17 protein-coding genes and 20 tRNA genes are annotated in these 17,587 nt (G+C 41.3%); 9 read left to right on the top strand and 28 right to left on the bottom strand.

From position 1 onward, the window contains the following. The first annotated feature begins 112 nt into the window (after positions 1 to 112). Complete coding sequence (gene yidD / locus ABVJ71_RS15745) at positions 113 to 343, top strand: membrane protein insertion efficiency factor YidD (protein ID WP_353854847.1); 231 nt, start codon at positions 113 to 115, stop codon at positions 341 to 343. Between the two features lie 2 nt (positions 344 to 345). Here yidD and ABVJ71_RS15740 read toward each other — a convergent pair whose 3' ends face one another. Beyond that, complete coding sequence (locus ABVJ71_RS15740; protein ID WP_353854846.1) at positions 346 to 909, bottom strand: carbonic anhydrase; 564 nt, start codon at positions 907 to 909, stop codon at positions 346 to 348. A gap of 213 nt (positions 910 to 1,122) precedes the next feature. On the opposite strand from ABVJ71_RS15740, the gene ABVJ71_RS15735 reads away from it, so the two are divergent. Next, positions 1,123 to 2,070: a zinc ABC transporter substrate-binding protein gene (locus ABVJ71_RS15735; RefSeq protein WP_353854845.1), complete on the top strand. Its 948-nt coding sequence runs from the start codon at positions 1,123 to 1,125 to the stop codon at positions 2,068 to 2,070. A gap of 77 nt (positions 2,071 to 2,147) precedes the next feature. On the opposite strand, the gene ABVJ71_RS15730 is transcribed toward ABVJ71_RS15735, so the two are convergent. Continuing rightward, the gene (locus ABVJ71_RS15730; RefSeq protein WP_353854844.1) at positions 2,148 to 2,390 is read right to left on the bottom strand and encodes a type B 50S ribosomal protein L31; all 243 of its coding nucleotides are present in this window, start codon (positions 2,388 to 2,390) and stop codon (positions 2,148 to 2,150) included. Between the two features lie 175 nt (positions 2,391 to 2,565). Between ABVJ71_RS15730 and ABVJ71_RS15725 the strand changes: the two genes are divergently transcribed. The 4 genes from ABVJ71_RS15725 (at position 2,566) to ABVJ71_RS15710 (ending at position 5,407) form a co-directional block, all read left to right on the top strand. Next, positions 2,566 to 3,897 (top strand): cytochrome ubiquinol oxidase subunit I, encoded by a 1,332-nt coding sequence (locus tag ABVJ71_RS15725; protein ID WP_353854843.1) that lies wholly within the window; start codon positions 2,566 to 2,568, stop codon positions 3,895 to 3,897. A gap of 22 nt (positions 3,898 to 3,919) precedes the next feature. Continuing rightward, positions 3,920 to 4,966, top strand: coding sequence for a cytochrome d ubiquinol oxidase subunit II (locus ABVJ71_RS15720; RefSeq protein WP_353856711.1), 1,047 nt, complete (start codon positions 3,920 to 3,922; stop codon positions 4,964 to 4,966). A 68-nt stretch (positions 4,967 to 5,034) separates the two neighbouring features. Continuing rightward, the gene (locus tag ABVJ71_RS15715; RefSeq protein ID WP_353854842.1) at positions 5,035 to 5,193 is read left to right on the top strand and encodes a DUF1540 domain-containing protein; all 159 of its coding nucleotides are present in this window, start codon (positions 5,035 to 5,037) and stop codon (positions 5,191 to 5,193) included. Between the two features lie 22 nt (positions 5,194 to 5,215). Further along, on the top strand, positions 5,216 to 5,407 hold the full coding sequence (locus tag ABVJ71_RS15710) for a hypothetical protein (protein ID WP_353854841.1): 192 nt from the start codon (positions 5,216 to 5,218) through the stop codon (positions 5,405 to 5,407). A 107-nt stretch (positions 5,408 to 5,514) separates the two neighbouring features. Here the strand turns inward: ABVJ71_RS15710 and menC are convergent, their stop codons facing one another. The 6 genes from menC to ABVJ71_RS15680 all read right to left on the bottom strand — a co-directional run bounded on the left by menC (position 5,515) and on the right by ABVJ71_RS15680 (position 12,955). Next, positions 5,515 to 6,639, bottom strand: coding sequence for an o-succinylbenzoate synthase (menC, locus tag ABVJ71_RS15705; protein WP_353854840.1), 1,125 nt, complete (start codon positions 6,637 to 6,639; stop codon positions 5,515 to 5,517). Next, entirely contained in the window at positions 6,626 to 8,083 is a 1,458-nt protein-coding gene (locus ABVJ71_RS15700) for an o-succinylbenzoate--CoA ligase (RefSeq protein ID WP_353854839.1), read from the bottom strand. The genes menC and ABVJ71_RS15700 overlap by 14 nt, the downstream gene beginning before the upstream one ends. A 73-nt stretch (positions 8,084 to 8,156) precedes the next feature. Continuing rightward, on the bottom strand, positions 8,157 to 8,975 hold the full coding sequence (gene menB, locus ABVJ71_RS15695; protein WP_353854838.1) for a 1,4-dihydroxy-2-naphthoyl-CoA synthase: 819 nt from the start codon (positions 8,973 to 8,975) through the stop codon (positions 8,157 to 8,159). Between the two features lie 20 nt (positions 8,976 to 8,995). Further along, positions 8,996 to 9,817, bottom strand: coding sequence for a 2-succinyl-6-hydroxy-2,4-cyclohexadiene-1-carboxylate synthase (gene menH, locus ABVJ71_RS15690; RefSeq protein ID WP_353854837.1), 822 nt, complete (start codon positions 9,815 to 9,817; stop codon positions 8,996 to 8,998). After that, positions 9,802 to 11,544, bottom strand: coding sequence for a 2-succinyl-5-enolpyruvyl-6-hydroxy-3-cyclohexene-1-carboxylic-acid synthase (gene menD, locus ABVJ71_RS15685; RefSeq protein ID WP_353854836.1), 1,743 nt, complete (start codon positions 11,542 to 11,544; stop codon positions 9,802 to 9,804). The genes menH and menD overlap by 16 nt, the downstream gene beginning before the upstream one ends. Next, positions 11,537 to 12,955 carry an isochorismate synthase MenF gene (locus ABVJ71_RS15680; RefSeq protein ID WP_353854835.1) on the bottom strand — a complete coding sequence of 473 codons (1,419 nt, stop codon included), beginning with the start codon at positions 12,953 to 12,955 and terminating at the stop codon, positions 11,537 to 11,539. Before ABVJ71_RS15680 ends, menD begins: the two co-directional genes overlap by 8 nt. Before the next feature lie 368 nt (positions 12,956 to 13,323). Here ABVJ71_RS15680 and ABVJ71_RS15675 point away from each other — a divergent pair, with 368 nt between their 5' ends. From ABVJ71_RS15675 to ABVJ71_RS15665, 3 genes are all read left to right on the top strand, one after another. After that, positions 13,324 to 14,262, top strand: coding sequence for a 1,4-dihydroxy-2-naphthoate polyprenyltransferase (locus ABVJ71_RS15675; protein ID WP_353854834.1), 939 nt, complete (start codon positions 13,324 to 13,326; stop codon positions 14,260 to 14,262). 117 nt (positions 14,263 to 14,379) lie between these two features. After that, on the top strand, positions 14,380 to 15,114 hold the full coding sequence (locus tag ABVJ71_RS15670) for a TraR/DksA C4-type zinc finger protein (protein ID WP_353854833.1): 735 nt from the start codon (positions 14,380 to 14,382) through the stop codon (positions 15,112 to 15,114). 87 nt (positions 15,115 to 15,201) lie between these two features. Then, positions 15,202 to 15,678: a tryptophan-rich sensory protein gene (locus ABVJ71_RS15665; protein WP_353854832.1), complete on the top strand. Its 477-nt coding sequence runs from the start codon at positions 15,202 to 15,204 to the stop codon at positions 15,676 to 15,678. A gap of 74 nt (positions 15,679 to 15,752) precedes the next feature. Here ABVJ71_RS15665 and ABVJ71_RS15660 read toward each other — a convergent pair. The 20 genes from ABVJ71_RS15660 to ABVJ71_RS15565 form a co-directional block, all read right to left on the bottom strand. After that, positions 15,753 to 15,824, bottom strand: a tRNA-Glu gene (locus ABVJ71_RS15660). Positions 15,825 to 15,837: 13 nt separating this feature from the next. Next, positions 15,838 to 15,928, bottom strand: a tRNA-Ser gene (locus ABVJ71_RS15655). A 4-nt stretch (positions 15,929 to 15,932) separates the two neighbouring features. Then, positions 15,933 to 16,007, bottom strand: a tRNA-Asn gene (locus ABVJ71_RS15650). A 6-nt stretch (positions 16,008 to 16,013) separates the two neighbouring features. After that, a tRNA-Ile gene (locus tag ABVJ71_RS15645) sits at positions 16,014 to 16,090 on the bottom strand. Between the two features lie 16 nt (positions 16,091 to 16,106). Next, positions 16,107 to 16,180 (bottom strand) — tRNA-Gly (locus ABVJ71_RS15640). Between the two features lie 10 nt (positions 16,181 to 16,190). Beyond that, positions 16,191 to 16,266: transfer RNA gene (locus ABVJ71_RS15635), tRNA-His, on the bottom strand. A gap of 27 nt (positions 16,267 to 16,293) precedes the next feature. After that, positions 16,294 to 16,366, bottom strand: a tRNA-Phe gene (locus ABVJ71_RS15630). Positions 16,367 to 16,382: 16 nt separating this feature from the next. Next, a tRNA-Asp gene (locus ABVJ71_RS15625) sits at positions 16,383 to 16,459 on the bottom strand. A 20-nt stretch (positions 16,460 to 16,479) separates the two neighbouring features. After that, a tRNA-Met gene (locus ABVJ71_RS15620) sits at positions 16,480 to 16,556 on the bottom strand. Between the two features lie 24 nt (positions 16,557 to 16,580). Next, a tRNA-Ser gene (locus ABVJ71_RS15615) sits at positions 16,581 to 16,673 on the bottom strand. A 7-nt stretch (positions 16,674 to 16,680) separates the two neighbouring features. Then, positions 16,681 to 16,757: transfer RNA gene (locus ABVJ71_RS15610), tRNA-Ile, on the bottom strand. A 5-nt stretch (positions 16,758 to 16,762) separates the two neighbouring features. Beyond that, positions 16,763 to 16,836, bottom strand: a tRNA-Met gene (locus tag ABVJ71_RS15605). A gap of 22 nt (positions 16,837 to 16,858) precedes the next feature. Then, positions 16,859 to 16,931 (bottom strand) — tRNA-Ala (locus ABVJ71_RS15600). 9 nt (positions 16,932 to 16,940) lie between these two features. Further along, a tRNA-Pro gene (locus ABVJ71_RS15595) sits at positions 16,941 to 17,017 on the bottom strand. Positions 17,018 to 17,020: 3 nt separating this feature from the next. Beyond that, a tRNA-Arg gene (locus ABVJ71_RS15590) sits at positions 17,021 to 17,097 on the bottom strand. A gap of 11 nt (positions 17,098 to 17,108) precedes the next feature. Further along, a tRNA-Leu gene (locus ABVJ71_RS15585) sits at positions 17,109 to 17,194 on the bottom strand. Between the two features lie 12 nt (positions 17,195 to 17,206). Beyond that, positions 17,207 to 17,278 (bottom strand) — tRNA-Gly (locus tag ABVJ71_RS15580). Between the two features lie 30 nt (positions 17,279 to 17,308). Beyond that, positions 17,309 to 17,391 (bottom strand) — tRNA-Leu (locus tag ABVJ71_RS15575). A 7-nt stretch (positions 17,392 to 17,398) separates the two neighbouring features. Beyond that, positions 17,399 to 17,474 (bottom strand) — tRNA-Lys (locus ABVJ71_RS15570). A gap of 37 nt (positions 17,475 to 17,511) precedes the next feature. Continuing rightward, positions 17,512 to 17,587, bottom strand: a tRNA-Thr gene (locus ABVJ71_RS15565).

The raw sequence follows: 17,587 nt of genomic DNA, 5'->3' as shown, positions 1-17,587 counted from the left end.
ATAATTGCGATTTTCTATATTATAACATATTTCTCCAACGAGGTTAGTTTATAAACTTTCCTTCCTTGTCATTTTTTCTTATACTGTGAAGAACAGACAAGGAGGAATCAGCATGAAACAAATTTTTATCGGCATCATCCGTTTTTATCAAAAGTTTATTTCTCCGATGACACCGCCTAGCTGCCGGTTTTATCCAACCTGCTCAAACTATGGTCTGGAGGCCATTAAAACTCATGGCGCTTTAAAGGGCGGCTGGCTCACAATGAAACGGATCTTAAAATGCCATCCACTCCATCCCGGCGGAGTAGACCCTGTTCCGCCTAAAAAAGGAAAAGTAAATTAGTTTCATTCTTCATATCCGTTTACAACTAAGTCAAGCTTGCCTGTGCCAGGATCAATCACTAGCCCATGAACAGGCACATCAGTTGGAAGAAGCGGGTGATTTTTTACAACTGACACACTGTCCTTGACACTCTCTTCTACTGAGCTAAAGCTTTTGAGCCACTGTTTAAAATCAATTCCTGAGTACTCTAACACTTCAATTCGTTTTTCTGGAATACCGCGCTCAATGGCTTTATCTAAAAGCGTTTTGCTATCAATTTTACTCATCCCGCAATCGTGATGTCCGATAACATATACTTCGTCAGCATTTAGTTCATAGACTGCCACTAAAATGCTTCGCATAATACTGCCAAATGGGTGAGATACAAGAGCACCAGCACTTTTAACAATTTTGATATCTCCATTTTTCATATTCATTGCACGTGGCAATAGTTCAACAAGTCGCGTATCCATGCATGATAGAATGACGGCTTTTTTCTGAGGAAACTTCGTTGTCGTGAACTCCTCGTATTTCTTCTCTTCAATAAATTGTTGATTATATTCCAGGATTTCATCTAAAAGTTTCATAAGTTGATTCATTCCTTTTGCTTTTTTTAAAAATAAATATAGCACAATGTTTGAAATTTCGTCACGTTTTGCGATTTTTTTTTAGAAAAATCCTCTGCTTAATGAGAAATTTTTATTTTCCTCTTTTCAAATCGTAATTATTACGATACAATAACTCCGGACATTAAATCGTAATTATTTCTATCTGATAGATTGAGAGGAGACATTTTCAACATGAAAAAAATCTTTTTTATTTTAACAACTGTACTTTTAATGATCGCCCTAACCGCTTGCTCAAGCAGTGCGGGGACTCACGCTTCCAAAGGAAAAGCAGACGGGACATTAAACATTTACACAACCATCTTTCCAATTCAAGATTTTACTGAAAAAATTGGTGGCTCTCACGTCCATGCTCAAAGCGTTTACCCTGCCAATGCAGATGCACACAGCTTTGAACCGAGCTCTAAAACGATGGTCGAAATGGCTGAAGGAGATGCCTTTATTTATAGCGGCACAGGCGCTGAAGCATTCGCTGACAAAACAGCCGCTACGTTAAAAGATCAAGGCGTGAAAACCGTCAAAGCAGCTGAAGGAATCAAACTATTATCTACAAAAGAAGAACATGCACATGATGATGACGAAGATCATGATCACGGCGATAAAGATCCGCATGCATGGTTAGATCCAGTACATGCCGAGCAAATGGCTAAAAATATTAAAAACACACTCGTTTCGTTAGACCCAGATCATAAAGACGAATACACAAAAAACTATGAAAAACTAAAAAAAGAATTACAAGCATTAGATCAAGAATTCAAAACCACTTTGTCAAAAGCCAAACATAAAGAAATTCTTGTCTCTCATGCCGCTTACGGTTATTGGGAAAAGCGCTATGGTATTGAGCAAATCAGTGTACTAGGTCTATCAGCTTCTGAAGAGCCTTCCCAAAAACAGCTCGAAAACATTGTAAAGCAAGCGGAAAAGCATCACATTAAATATGTGATTTTCGAAAATAACGTCAGCAGTAAAGTCTCAGATACGATTCGTAGTGAAATTGGCGCAAAAAGTCTCACACTCAAAAACCTTGAATCCATTACCGAAGACGATGCGAAAAATGGTGAAAGCTACATCAGCTTAATGAAACAAAATTTAAACACTTTAAAAACAGCATTAAACGATTAAATTTTAAACCTCTGCGCACAGCGGGGGTCTTTTCATCTAATAAAGAAGCACACCGAACTTGTGGTGCGCTTCTTTTCTTACATCTGATATTTTTTCTTAAACTGTTCGGCTCTACCGCCTTTTTCTCCAAACTTCTGGCGCCCTGTATAAAAAGGGTGCGTATCAGAACTTGTTTCCACTTTAATGACAGGATATGTCTTTCCGTCTTCCCACTCTACCGTCTCATTTGACGTCTTGGTGGATCTGCTTAAGAAGCGGTAGCCGCTATTTACGTCCATAAATACAACTTCATGTGATGTTGGATGAATATTTCTTTTCAATATGAAATCTCCTTTCTTTTTTAAAACGTAATCATTACGTTTTATGTAGTAATTTTACTCCCTTTTAAATAACATGTCAAAAAACAAGCTTTCTGATTCAGGAAGAATAATCTAAAACTGGTGGAGAATAATAAGCACATGAAAAAGAGATGTAATAAGAAAGGCGGAGAAGATATTGACTGATCTCGTTTTAGCTAGAAGCCTTTTTGGAACAACAATGGGCTTTCATATTGTTTATGCCTCCCTTGGCGTCGGCATCCCGTTAATGATTTTGTTAGCTGAACTCATTTTTCAAAAAACAAAAGACCCTCATTATGCCATCATGGCAAAACGTTGGACAAAAGCACAGGCTGTTCTTTTAGGGGTAGCAATCCCAACCGGTACAATTGCCGGTACTCAGCTCGCCCTTCTATGGCCGGGCTTTATGGAGGTCATTGGAAAAGTTATGTCCCTCCCATTTCAAATTGAAATTTATGCTTTTTTTATTGAAGCGTTATTTATGTCTATTTATGTATACGCAGCCGATCGTTTATCACCAGCCATGCGGATTATCACTGTCATTTTTGTTGTGATTGGAGCTGCTGCTTCAGCGATTCTCATTACGAACGTACATGCGTTTGAAGGAACACCTGCTGGGTTCAAGATGATCAATGGAGAAATCACTGATATAGAACCTTGGAAGGCATTTTTCAATCCAAGTTTTGTTGTGACCGCTACACACGTCGTGCTATCTGCTTTTACGACGGGTGCTTTTGTCATTGCTTCAGTGGCTGCTTTTAAAATGCTAAAAACAAGAAAAAATGAGAAGCTTTATACCTTTCATCGTAAAGCCCTTTTTCTCGGGCTAATCGTGGGTGGTCTCTTCTCTTTTCTAACAGCTATAAACGGTCACGAATCCGCTCAGCTCCTGTATGAATATCAGCCTGAAAAATTAGCAGGTGCAGAAGGTTTATTTGAAACACAATCACATGCGCCTCTTGCAATTGGCGGGTTTACAGATGCCAATACGCAGGAAATTAAAGGAGCGATTGAAATTCCATGGGCACTCAGTTTCTTAGCAGGAAACAGTTTTGATACTGTGGTAAAAGGATTGAATGATTTTCCTAGAGACGAATGGCCTCCTTTGTTTATTCACACATTATTTAACGGAATGGTCATCATTGGAGCAGTGCTTATTCTTTTTGCCGTGTTAGCCTTGTTTTACCGTAAAATGTTAAAACGTGAACATTATCCGAAATGGCTGCTTTTTCTTTACTTGTTTGGTGGCCCACTTAGTCTCTTAGCCATTGAATTTGGCTGGATATTTGCATGTACGGGCCGTCAGCCTTGGGTGATTTACCGTATGCTCAAAACCTCAGAGGTTGTCACATCCTCCGGTTCTATAGGCACACTATTTATCTTGTTTACCATTGTGTACCTCATCTTAGGCATAGCAACCGTTATTGTGCTTACGTACTACTTTCGAAAACATTCGGTTGAAGAAGATCTACGACTAACAGAATCTTAAAAAGGGAGCGATCTTGATGCAAATGTATGTAACAACTGATGCGCTCATTGCAATCACCATCTTATGGGGATTCGTATTTATCTATGCAGTGATGGCATCAATGGATTTTGGTGCAGGTTTTTGGTCGATGATTTATATGAATAGAGAACAAACAAAGGCAGCAAATATCGCCAATAAGTATCTCTCTCCAACATGGGAGGTGACAAATGTCTTTATTGTGGCAATTGTAGTGGCATTGTTTAGCCTTTTTCCAGGCGCCACTTTTGTCCTTGGTACCGTTTTATTAATACCAGGCAGCATCATTTTATTGCTTCTTGCGCTAAGAAGTGGGTTTCTCGTTTTTTCTCATTCGCTTCCTAAAAAATATCGCAAAGCGGTAACGTATATTTCGGGAATTAGCGGCTTTATCATTCCGTCCATTTTAATTATGGTTCTTCCTATTACACATGGTGGATTTATCTTCAAGGAAAATCAAGTTTACTCATTAGATCTCGGACGGGTATTTACAAGTGCGAATGTTTATTCTTTTATAGGTTTTGCAATTTTCAGCACGCTTTTTCTTTCTTCATTGCTCTTAGCTGATTTCTCTAATGTCGCTGATGAAGATGAAGCCTATAGCATTTACAGGAGAGGTGCTCTCTTTACCGGTCCTCTATCTCTCATGATGGCCTTTTTCATCATGCTGACACTACGAAGTGAAGCCAATTGGCTTTTCACAAAAATGATGCATCACTTACCAACCTTGCTTGTTTCTCTACTCATGTTTTTTCTTGCAGGCTTGGCACTTTTTTTACCAAATTCTCGGTTTAAGCATCGAAGAGGAAAACCGCGTTTGGCTGTCGTCGCAATAACCATCCAATATTTCCTTGCGAGTTATGTGTATGGGCGTGCTCATTTGCCTTATATGACATACCCAGATATTACTATCATGTCTGGATTTACGGATCCTGTTACGTTTAGAGCCCTATTTATTACGTATATCGTCGGTTTTATCATTTTATTTCCTGGTTTCTATTACTTCTGGAAATTGTTTATGAAGGACAAACGCTATATTCGCCAGGAAGATTAAAAAGAATGATCTCAGCACATTTTGGTTACATTAAACATGCAAGTCATACTCAGAAGGAGGTCATCTGTATGAGTCAAAAAATTCTTTGTGAAGTAAACAACTGTACCTATTGGAATGATGGAAATCGCTGTGGTGCAGATGCAATTTATGTCGTCAGCCACACAGGAAATACGGCTGAGAAAAGTGAAGAAACTGACTGCAAAACGTTTAAACCTCAAGACCTTTAAGATATTAAAGGAGGCGCTTCACTTGAACAAAGAACGGCTACTTCATACTTTTTTTGATGAAATTCATGACGCTGACGAAGGAACATTTTATCAGGCCGCTCACTCCTTTTTAAATCTATGGGCTTACGAATATGGTCATGTTACTGACATGCCAAATGAGATGCATCAGTATATCGGACAGCTTGCATATGACAGCGAGCTGATAGAAGAGTAAGAAAGGGCGGATATCCGCTCTTTCTTTTTTTGATCTTACGGGAAGGAAAAACTTATCATCACTATACATATTTTTTATTTTTGATGCAAAAGGGCAATTTTTATTTATCATTTCATAAAATCATTTTTTGTAAAAACATCAATTTTATCTGAAAAAGAACGAAGCGCCTTGTAATCAACTTCAACGCCCATTCCAGGTGTAGTCGGCACCTCGATAAAGCCATTTTCAACTTTGATTTCAGGAAAAATGATATCCTGTTCCCAATATTTAGATGAAGCCGATATGTCACCTGGGATAGTGAATTGCGGAAGCGAAGCGAGTGCCACATTCTGTGCACGTGATATCCCCGATTCAATCATTCCACCACACCACAAAGGAATCTGAAGTTCCTTGCAAAAGGTATGAATCTTTAGTGCTTCTGTAAGTCCCCCGACTCGGGAAGGCTTCACATTAATCACTTTACAGCTACCTAGTTCAATGGCTTTTCGGGCATCGTCTAATGAACAAATACTTTCATCCAAACAAATGGCTGTTTTCAAATGCTTTTGTAAATGACGATGATCCACAATATCATCTGCAGATAATGGCTGTTCTATCATTAATAAACGAAAGTCATCAAGCTGCTTAAGTTTGCTAATATCCTTAAGCTCATAAGCAGAGTTCGCATCTGCCATTAATGGGAGATCTGGAAAACGCTCTCTTATTTTTTGAATAAGTCCGATATCCTGTCCCGGCTTAATCTTTACTTTTACACGCTGGTATCCTTCTTCTACATATTGCTGGATTTGTGCGAGCATATCGTCAATCGGTCCTAAACTGACCACAACGCCAGATGGAATTTTCTTTCTTGTGCCGCCTAACACCTCATGTAAGGACTTTTTCTCACGCTTTGCATAAATATCCCAAACAGCCGCTTCAATACCGGCTTTTGCCATTTTATTGCCCTTAAAATGATACAAGCTGTCTGGGATCTCTGAAGGATGCGTAAATGATCGTGTTAGTACGTTTGGGATAAAGAAAGCCCTCAACATGTGATAGCATGTCTCAATCGTTTCTTCCGTGTACCAAGGCGAAGAAAACGCAGACACCTCTCCCCATCCAGTTAAACCCGTTTGATCCTTTACCTCCACAATAATAAATTCACGTTCTTTTATTGTCCCTAAACTTGTTTTAAAATGCTGCTTGAGCTTCATCTTGACATGATATAAGATCACTCGTTCAATTTGAATCATCTAAAAACCCCTTTGACTTGAGTCTGTGCCTTTGCAATTTATTCGACGCATTTCTTGGCAGCTCGTCCACAAAGTGAAAAACTGTTGGCCATTTATACTTTGCTAGTTGCGATTGACATAAAGCATAGAGCTCGTCAGTAGGAATCTCCTGATCTGTCACAAGAAAGGCCGCAGGTACCTCTCCCCATTTTTCATCATCTATACCCGTCACTCCGGCTTCCTTTACATGCGGATGTGTTAAAAGAACGGCTTCGATTTCGGCAGGATAAATATTTTCTCCACCAGAGATGATTAAATCTGAACGGCGGTCAAGGACAAATAGAAACCCTTCATCATCCACATATCCAATATCACCTGTTTTGAGCCACCCTTGTTCAAAGGAAGCATCCGTTGCTTCTTTTCGATGAAGATACCCCTTCATCACATTTGCCCCTTTGACCAAAATCTCACCATGTTCAAAAGGACGACAAGGACGCTCACCATTTTGAATTTTTAGTTCACAGCCAAAAAGAGGTTTTCCCGCTGAACCAAGTTTTTCTACACTAAATTCGGGAGCTAGTGTCACTATTTGCGAACAGGTTTCCGTCATACCGTATGATTGAAACACAGGAAATCCCTTCTTTTTGCTCTCTTGCAGCACAGGTAAAGGCGCAGGTCCTCCACCTAACAAAAGACAACGCAAAGAAGACGGACACTCATCTGTTGTATTTAATAAACGTGATAACATCGTTTGAACGACTGAAATCATTGTCACACGATGCTGTGCAATTGAATCCTTCATTTCATCCACATCAAATTTCTTATGCAAAATGACGGTCATGCCGTATATGACGGATTTAAACAAAGCAGATAGCCCACTAATATGAAAAAGTGGTAAAGAGATTAGCCAGCGATCATCTTCTCTGAGACCTAAATTAAGCGCAGAGGATACAGCACTATGAAAATGATTACCAAACGTTTGCTCTACCCCTTTAGGTCTTCCTGTCGTTCCAGACGTATACATAATGGTTGCTGTTTCTTCTAAATCAAAGGTTTTGACCATTTGATCGACATGATCTGAATTGGGTTCTGGTAAAGAATCGAGTGTATAAACAGGTAAATCACCCTCATGTGTCTTCGCAAAAACAGTTTCTGTTAATAAGACGGCTGCCTGTGCATCTTCAAGCTGATATTGCCTTTCCGCTTTCGTCAATTTATTGTTCAATAGCACGATTTTTAACCCTAATAAAAAACAGGCATGAACCAGCATGACCATTTGCGGATGATTGTTCATTAAAAGGGCAACAGTATCCCCCTTTTTGAGTGGTACACTCGCTAGCCTACTTGAAAGTTGCTCTACTTCCAAGGCTAATTCACGAAACGTCCACTTTTCGTCTTGATAAATCAATGCGATCCGGTCCGGCGTTAAATATGCACGCTGCAACAGCCAGTTCGGTTGCTTCATTATGACACCTCCTTTTCATAAAAGAAAACAGCTCAGTTTGATGCACTAAGCTGTTTTCTTTTATATCATTGAATCAAGGGAAACGCGGGAATTGACCGAAGTCTGGCTTCCGTTTTTCCTTAAAGGAATCGCGTCCTTCTTTTGCCTCATCTGTTGTGTAATAAAGAAGTGTAGCATCCCCTGCAAATTGCTGAATACCAGCTAATCCATCAGTATCTGCATTAAATGCAGCCTTCAAGAAACGTAAAGCAGTTGGGCTTTTTTCTAGCATTTCCTCACACCATTTAACAGTTTCTTCTTCTAGCTGATCTAATGGTACAACTGTGTTGACAAGTCCCATATCAAGCGCTTCTTGTGCATTGTATTGACGACATAAGTACCAAATTTCTCTCGCTTTCTTATGACCAACAATACGTGCAAGATAGCCTGAACCATAACCAGCATCAAAGCTGCCGACTTTCGGACCTGTTTGTCCAAAAATCGCATTGTCTGCCGCAATTGTGAGGTCACAAACGACATGAAGGACATGTCCGCCACCAATTGCATATCCTGCGACCATTGCAATAACAGGTTTCGGAATGACACGAATTAAACGCTGTAAGTCCAGAACATTCAAACGTGGAATTTGGTCGTCTCCTACATAACCACCATGCCCACGTACTTTTTGGTCTCCACCAGAACAGAAGGCTTTTTCTCCAGCACCTGTTAGTACGATAACGCCGATTTCTGAATTGTCACGAGCACGTGAAAATGCATCAATTAACTCAGTGACTGTTTTTGGTGTAAAAGCGTTATGTACATGTGGACGATTAATGGTGATCTTTGCAATCCCATTATACGTTTCGTATAAAATTTCGTCATACTGACGCTCTGTTTGCCATTTAATAGCCATCAATATTTCCTCCTCTAATCTTATTGAAAAATAAACTCACTTACTATTCTACCAAAAAAATGTGGTTGTTCCACATGAACCGTATGCCCAGCATGTTCTACCATTACGACTTGACTAAATTCAAGCGCTTGATGCATACGTTTTGCTATTTGACAAAACTTCTGATCAAGCGTTCCGCAAATCAACAGGACAGGCTTGCTGATATCCTTCATTGCTCGCCACATTGACGGCTGTGAACCTGTCCCAATACCTTCAAGACTGCGAGCTAACCCGAGTGGATTAGCTTTTAGCCTTCCCTGCCTTAGTTGAGCCAGTTTGTCAGCAGGCAAAGATTTTTGCGATGCAAACAGCGGAATATTCTCCCAAAAGTCCACAAACGCAGTTAAACCTTCATTTCTTATCTTCTTAGCAAGCTGATGATCGTGCTTTAGTCTTGCCATTCGCTCTTTGAAAGAATGAAGACCTGGAGATGTACTCTCAAGGATTAATTTATCAACACGTTCTGGATAATGGTAAGCAAAGGATAAAGCAATACGCCCTCCCATAGAATATCCGAGAATGTTCACTTTGTGAATCTTTAAATGATCTAAAATGTCAGCAAGGTCAGCTAATTGCTGTGACATCGCATATCTTTTTACATTTTGAGGTGAATCAGTATGGCCATGTCCCAGTAAACTCACCTTAACCAATCTTGTATTCTTCATATAGGAATCAATGAATCCCCAAGATGCTGCACTTCCTGTGAAACCATGTAAACATAACGTGACATCCTTGACCGATTGATTCTGATCCAGTACCTCATACTCTACACCATCATGCATCCGTATTATGAGTGAAGCCATTCTTTTTTCACTTCTCCTAATATATCATCCATCATCTGACGGTGCTTGACTACACGTGAATGTCTGTCTGTTTCAATCTCCATCAAATGAAGTCCTGGCTCTTTTATATGTGCCAAGTACAGATCGTGAAATTCCTGCTTAGTCGTTGGCTTCGAATAGGTTCCCCCATATAACTTAGATGCATACTCAAAATTCAACCCTGTCGGTGTTCCGAAGAGTTTTTCATAATAAGGTTCATTAGAAGCCTGAGGCAAGAAGGAAAAAATTCCTCCGCCATCGTTATTTAATAAGACAACGGTCAGCGGGATATTCATCAGCTTAGCTGCCAAAAGTCCATTGAGATCATGATAAAAGGACAAATCTCCAATCACCAATGTGATGGGCTGTTTAAGAGCCGCATACGTTCCAAGTGCCGTTGACACCACGCCATCAATTCCATTTGCCCCTCGGTTTGCCATCAAACGAAAAGGCTTAGTCTGCGCCTCAAAAAAAGTATCAACATCACGAATCGGCATACTATTTCCGATAAAAAGGACACTGTCTTTTGGCACAAGATGCTGAAGTTGACGATACACATTTCCTTCAAATGTTAGATCTTCATCAGAATAATGAGCCAAATGAGCTCGAAAAGAGGAATTGACAAACTGCCAACTGTTTAAATAGGTTGTATCCTCATGCTTACCCGCTCCATTCCGCACGTTGTCTACAAAATAGGAAACATGACTTTGAATGATATATGTTGCAGTTAAACTCGGATCTCGAAAACCCCCAGCTGCATCCACAACAATTTGCTTCACCTCATCATGCTTTTCTAACCATTTGAAAAGTGGCTTTGAAACAGGCATAGGTCCAAAACGAATCACAATATCTGGCAAAAGGTGTTTTTGCAATTCTTCATCTTTCAGCAAAGAGTCATAGGCATCAATGATATACGCCTGATGTGCCGCCCCATTTCGTAAGTTAGAAAGCGGATCAGCTAGAATCGGATAATGGAATGCTCTAGCAAGACTTAACACAGCCTCTTGATCTTCCTGTTCATGAAGTTCACCACAAACGATAAGCCCTCTTGTTGATTGGTCAATTAACGCTTTTAACTCTGACATTACCTGATCGTTTGGTAGAGCTTGACCTGCTGCTAATACTTTTTTTGTCTCTGTCTTTTCTCTTTGAAAAGGGTCGATTGACATATCTGGAAGCAAAGGTTCTCTTAACGGCACATTAACTTGAACAGGTCCTTTTGGTTCCTGCACCGCCGTATGTGCCGCTCTAGCAGCAACTGTCTGAACATACCTCAGCATCGTATGACTTCCTTCAGGCAGTGCTAAGTCTGTGAACCATTTAACAAACTTGCCGAATAAGAATTGCTGATCAATCGCTTGAGGTGCACCAACATCCCTCAATTCGTGCGGTCGATCAGCAGTTAACACAATTAGTGGTACACGTGAATAATGTGCCTCTACAACTGCTGGATAAAAGTTAGCAGCTGCCGTTCCTGAAGTACAAATAAGCAGGACAGGTTTTTGTTTCGCTTTCGCAAGCCCAAGTGCATAAAATGCAGCAGATCTTTCATCTACTAACACATGGGGGTTGATTTCTGGATGTGCAAGAGCCAGCATAGCAAGAGGCGTAGACCGTGAACCAGGACAGATCACCGCCTCACCAACGCCGCCTTGTACAAATTCATCCATCAGTCTGCCAATATATTTTGTCATAATCTGATTATTCAATAGGACGACCTCCAAGAGCAGATAACATTGGTCTTAATTTCACTTGTGTCTCTTCGTACTCCTGCTCTGCAAGTGAGTCCTCTACAATCCCGCATCCCGCAAATAAACGCACGTGATCTTCTTCAATCAGACCCGATCGAATGGCAACAGCAAATTCACCATTATCTTGAGAATCAATCCAGCCAACCGGCGCCGCATACCACCCTCGTTTAAGTGGCTCAATTTCACGAATCACTTCAACGGCTTTCTCCTTCGGATATCCTCCTAATGCAGGCGTTGGATGAAGTTGCTCTATTAAGGAAAAGAGGGAACAACTACTTTTGATTTCACCAACAATCGGCGTATATAAATGCTGAATGTTTTTTGTTTTATACAGGCTTGGTTGATTTGGCTTATGCACCTGATGACAGTTAGTTTCAAATGCCTGTTCAATCATATTCACGACGATTTGGTGTTCAATTAAATTTTTTTCATCGTGAAGCAGCTCATAACCTAATGCTTGATCTTCTAATTCATTTTTTCCTCGCACAATTGAACCCGCTAGACAGGAAGAAAACACTTCTCCCCCGTTTTTTTTCACTAAACGTTCTGGTGTCGCACCGACAAATGCTTGTCTTCCTTGCTCAATGGCAAATACGTAACTAGTTGTTTGATGCTTTAATAATTCTGCTAATAATGGTGCAAGTTCAATTTGATCTTTATAATGAAGCAAGACCTCTCTTGCTAAAACAACCTTTTCATATTCATTTGCACGGATGCGCGCTGTCGCATCATTGATTGCCTTCATCCATTCCTTGACATCAATCTCCTCCATATGAACAAGAGCAGCTTGTCCAAGAGGTGGTGTTGGCAATGCGTCAAAACGGGACATTTTCTCCTCTAAATCTTGAAGGAGCTGATGGACGTTCCCATTTACCTGCTTCCACTCATTGATTGTAAGAAACGTCCCTTCTTTTGAAACAGTCAGCATCATGGATGGCACAAAAAAATGAGCCTCGCCAAATGCTTCCCAGTGACGCGCTTTTTCTTCATACGGATCAAATGAAAAGCCACCAAATAAAAGCGGACCGACAGCCGCTTGCTTTAACTCTTTCTCATCATGAATATGGAACATGTGCTGCTTCAATTGTTCCCATTCATGATGGACTGTATCGAATCGTTCTTTTCCTTGCTCAGATGATTTAATGACGGCCGCTCTGCCAAGTCCAGAAAAAATCATTTCGTTTTCTGGATCAGACCAAAAAAACCGCTCGCCTAAGAAATCAGCTTCCCCACTTTGGAAAAAGGCAAGAGGATCCAGATCGTCAACTCTTCTGGAGTAGCTTATCAAAACAGCATGGTTGACGTTATTCGCTTCTTCTAATGTCGCAAGCGCTTCCTGCCGGAAAGTACTTTGCACTGTTGTCACCATGATACATTCCTCCAAAATCCATGAAATAACGTAAAACTAATCCTTGATGTAAAAAAATACATGAACATTCGAATATGTCGAATGACCTGCTTTTCTATTATAAACCTTAACAAATGAACTTAGTAAAAAAAAGCTTTTAAACCTCGAATCCTTATTATATCACGCTTTCGAGATTTTTTCGCTCTTGCTTGTTGAAACAAGAACATCTAAAGGCAAGCCTTCTGAATTCAAGGCTTCTATCCGTATGGTAACGATTGTCTAGCATCTTTTTCAGGTTTTCATCGTATCAATATATTGACACCTTTTTGAACTTTGCTAAACTGGAATTTGGACGTGTACGTATTTTTTTATTTAAAGGAGTCTATTTTATGCAGTATCAATCGATATCAGATCAACTTTCACCAATTAAGCCTGATAAGAACTGGCGGATTTGGTGGAATTTACTACGACCGCATACATTAACAGCGGCTTTTATACCCGTCACTCTAGGGACTGTACTAGCCCTTCCGAGTGGTCATATCCATGTTTGGTTGTTCTTAGCTATGCTTTTTGCTTCTATGTTTATTCAAATTGCAACCAACATGTTTAATGAGTACTTTGACTATGTTCGCGGGTTAGACAATGAAAAATCCGTCGGCATTGGCGGAGCCATTGTCAGAAATGGCGTCAAACCAAAAACCGTACTCGGACTCGCATATGCACTATTTGCTGTTTCTTTATTACTTGGGGTTTATATTTGTATGATGTCTAGCTGGTGGATTGCACTAATAGGACTTATCTGTATGGCAGCAGGCTATTTTTATACCGGCGGACCTGTACCAATTGCTTACACACCATTTGGAGAGCTCGTTTCAGGTGTTTTTATGGGATTAGGGATTATTCTCATTAGCTTCTATATCCAAACAGGTACACTAACTTCAAAAGCAGTACTCATTTCTTTGCCCATCTCCATTTTAGTTGGTGCCATTTTACTGTCTAACAATATTCGTGATTTAGATGGTGATAAAGAAAATGGGCGAAGAACTCTTGCCATACTTGCTGGACGAAAAAACGCTGTGAACATCTTACTTACTATGTTTTCGGTATCATATGTTTTAATATTTGTTTATATCTTCACGGATTTAGTCGGGCTTTGGAGTCTTCTTGTTTTACTGAGCGTGCCAAAAGCTTACACTGCCATTAAAGAATTTAAACAAAAAGAAAAGCCAATAGAACTTATGAATGCAATGAAATCAACAGCTCAAACAAACACATTTTTCGGATTCCTGTTAACCATTGCATTGATTTTACAATACTATCTCACGTAATTTAAAACGTCTGCAGCCGCAGGCGTTTTTTATCATGAATTGCTTCAATTTGGAACAAGTCTTACATAAAAAAATGCTCATACTAACAAGTATGATGGATATGAAAGGATGATCGCTTTGTTGTCTAAAGAAGAATTAAATCATTGGAAGCAGCGCCTTCTTGATGAAAAGCAGGAAATTGAAGCAAAGAGCCATGACAATGAACAGAAAGTATCATTTCCTTACGATGCAGTAGGAGAACTCTCAGCCTATGACAACCATCCTGGAGATCAAGGTACAGAACTGTTCGAACGAGGGAAAGATATGGCTTTAAACAGCTTGGTACATGAACATGTGTCAGACATCAATGAAGCACTCCAAGCAATAGCTGATGGCTCATATGGTTTTTGTAAGGTGTGCAAAGCACCTATTCCTACTGAACGGTTAGAAGCCCTGCCATCCGCTGTGACATGCATGGAACATTCAAAAGAACAGGAGGTCTCGCAAAACCGTCCCATCGAAGAGAATTTATTAAGTCCGCCTTCTGGACAATTTGAAAGTGAAGAAAGTGCTGCCTACGATGGAGAAGATGCTTATCAAGACCTAGAACGTTATGGTAACTCTGAAACACCGTCAGATATGGAATTCCCTCCACTGACCTATGATGATGTGTATACACAATCAGAAGACGAAGTTAGTGTGGAAGACTATGAAAGTTTTGCCGCAGCAGACATATATGGAAAAGCTAGCAAGATTTATCCTAATAAAGCACACGAAGCCTATGAAGATGCATTAGATGAAGAAGGAGTCATGACGGTTTTTGGTGATTTAAAACCATACGAAAAAGAATCTTATACAAAAGAAAATAAATAGTCCCCTCATATTGGGGGCTTTATGTTTATATACTGTAAAAACTGGGAAATCATTAAAAAAATGAATTTGAATTGGAGGAGATTCTTGATGGCTAGAAAAAGTATCATTTGGGCGATTATCGTCTTCTTTATTACATACGCACTATTTTCTATTGCAGGTTTCTTGTTCCCCATTGACCGAGAATGGTATGACGCATTAAATAAACCAGAATGGACACCTGGAGGAGGTGTGATTGGCGCCGTTTGGGCCGTCTTATTCGGACTCATTTCGTTGTCCGCTGCGATCATATACGGGAAGTATGGATTTCAAAAAATCACGCTGCCATTTTGGATTTTCTTTATTTTAAACTACGTATTCAATCAAGCATTTAGTTTTTTTCAATTTACACAAAAGAATCTGTTTGCCGCTACCATCGACTGCCTACTTGTTGCACTTACAGCACTCGCACTTGTAGTGGTCTCAAGTAAACTAAGTAAAGTGGTTCCTATTTTACTTATTCCTTACGTCTTATGGGGATTCTTTGCGACTTACTTGTCTTATACGATCTATTCAATGAATATGTAAAAAAGGCCGCTATGATTGCGGCCTTTCGTTTTTATGAAAATAAAAAAAGAGATCTTTTTAGACCGCTTTAAATATGACCCGTACGGGATTCGAACCCGTGTTACCGCCGTGAAAGGGCGGTGTCTTAACCGCTTGACCAACGGGCCATACAATAAACAATGGCGGAGAAGGAGGGATTTGAACCCTCGCGCCGCTTGCGCGACCTACACCCTTAGCAGGGGCGCCTCTTCAGCCACTTGAGTACTTCTCCACTATGGCTCCGCAGGTAGGATTCGAACCTACGACCGATCGGTTAACAGCCGATAGCTCTACCACTGAGCTACTGCGGAAAATCATGGTGGGCCTGAGTGGACTCGAACCACCGACCTCACGCTTATCAGGCGTGCGCTCTAACCAGCTGAGCTACAGGCCCATGAACGATATACAAATGGAGCGGGTGATGGGAATCGAACCCACGACATCAGCTTGGAAGGCTGAGGTTTTACCACTAAACTACACCCGCATCAATTGTATGGGGCGATTGATGGGAATCGAACCCACGAATGCCAGAGCCACAATCTGGTGCGTTAACCACTTCGCCACAACCGCCATACCTCAATTATTTGTTTGTAAAAGTGGCTCGGGACGGAATCGAACCGCCGACACACGGATTTTCAGTCCGTTGCTCTACCAACTGAGCTACCGAGCCAATATCATCTTAAAAATGGCGGTCCGGACGGGACTCGAACCCGCGACCTCCTGCGTGACAGGCAGGCATTCTAACCAACTGAACTACCGGACCATTTTAACATCATCATTATTTGGTTGCGGGGGCAGGATTTGAACCTGCGACCTTCGGGTTATGAGCCCGACGAGCTACCGAACTGCTCCACCCCGCGATGATATAATCATTTTTAAGAATATGGCGGAGGAAGAGGGATTCGAACCCCCGCGGGCTTTGACACCCCTGTCGGTTTTCAAGACCGATCCCTTCAGCCGGACTTGGGTATTCCTCCATATAGATGGTGGACCTTGTAGGACTCGAACCTACGACCGGACGGTTATGAGCCGTCTGCTCTAACCAACTGAGCTAAAGGTCCTTTTATAGCGGCGGAGGGAATCGAACCCCCGACCTCACGGGTATGAACCGTACGCTCTAGCCAGCTGAGCTACACCGCCATGATAAATTTTTCTTTAAAAGTGGAGCCTAGCGGGATCGAACCGCTGACCTCCTGCGTGCAAGGCAGGCGCTCTCCCAGCTGAGCTAAGGCCCCATGAAAAGATGGTCGGGAAGACAGGATTCGAACCTGCGACCCCTTGGTCCCAAACCAAGTGCTCTACCAAGCTGAGCTACTTCCCGAAATGGCGCGCCCGAGAGGAGTCGAACCCCTAACCTTTTGATCCGTAGTCAAACGCTCTATCCAATTGAGCTACGGGCGCTTATTATATTATGCCGAGGGCCGGACTTGAACCGGCACGGTAGTCACCTACCGCAGGATTTTAAGTCCTGTGTGTCTGCCAATTCCACCACCCCGGCGTGGATGGTATAAGCGGAAGACGGGATTCGAACCCGCGACCCCCACCTTGGCAAGGTGGTGTTCTACCACTGAACTACTTCCGCATTACAGGATTTCTTTATGTCATTTGGCAATGCGGGTGAAGGGACTTGAACCCCCACGTCATAAAGACACTAGATCCTAAGTCTAGCGCGTCTGCCAATTCCGCCACACCCGCATGAAAATGGTGAGCCATGAAGGACTCGAACCTTCGACCCTCTGATTAAAAGTCAGATGCTCTACCAACTGAGCTAATGGCTCGCTTTTAAAGCGACTTGTCTATCTTACCATATGAAAGTGGTGCCGGCAAGAGGACTTGAACCCCCAACCTACTGATTACAAGTCAGTTGCTCTACCAATTGAGCTACACCGGC

The organism is Bacillus sp. Bos-x628, from assembly GCF_040500475.1.
In the GTDB taxonomy this organism is placed as follows: domain Bacteria; phylum Bacillota; class Bacilli; order Bacillales; family Bacillaceae; genus Bacillus; species Bacillus maqinnsis.
The sequence above is the reverse complement of the archived record's forward strand: the minus strand, read 5'-3'. Positions and strand labels throughout refer to the sequence as shown.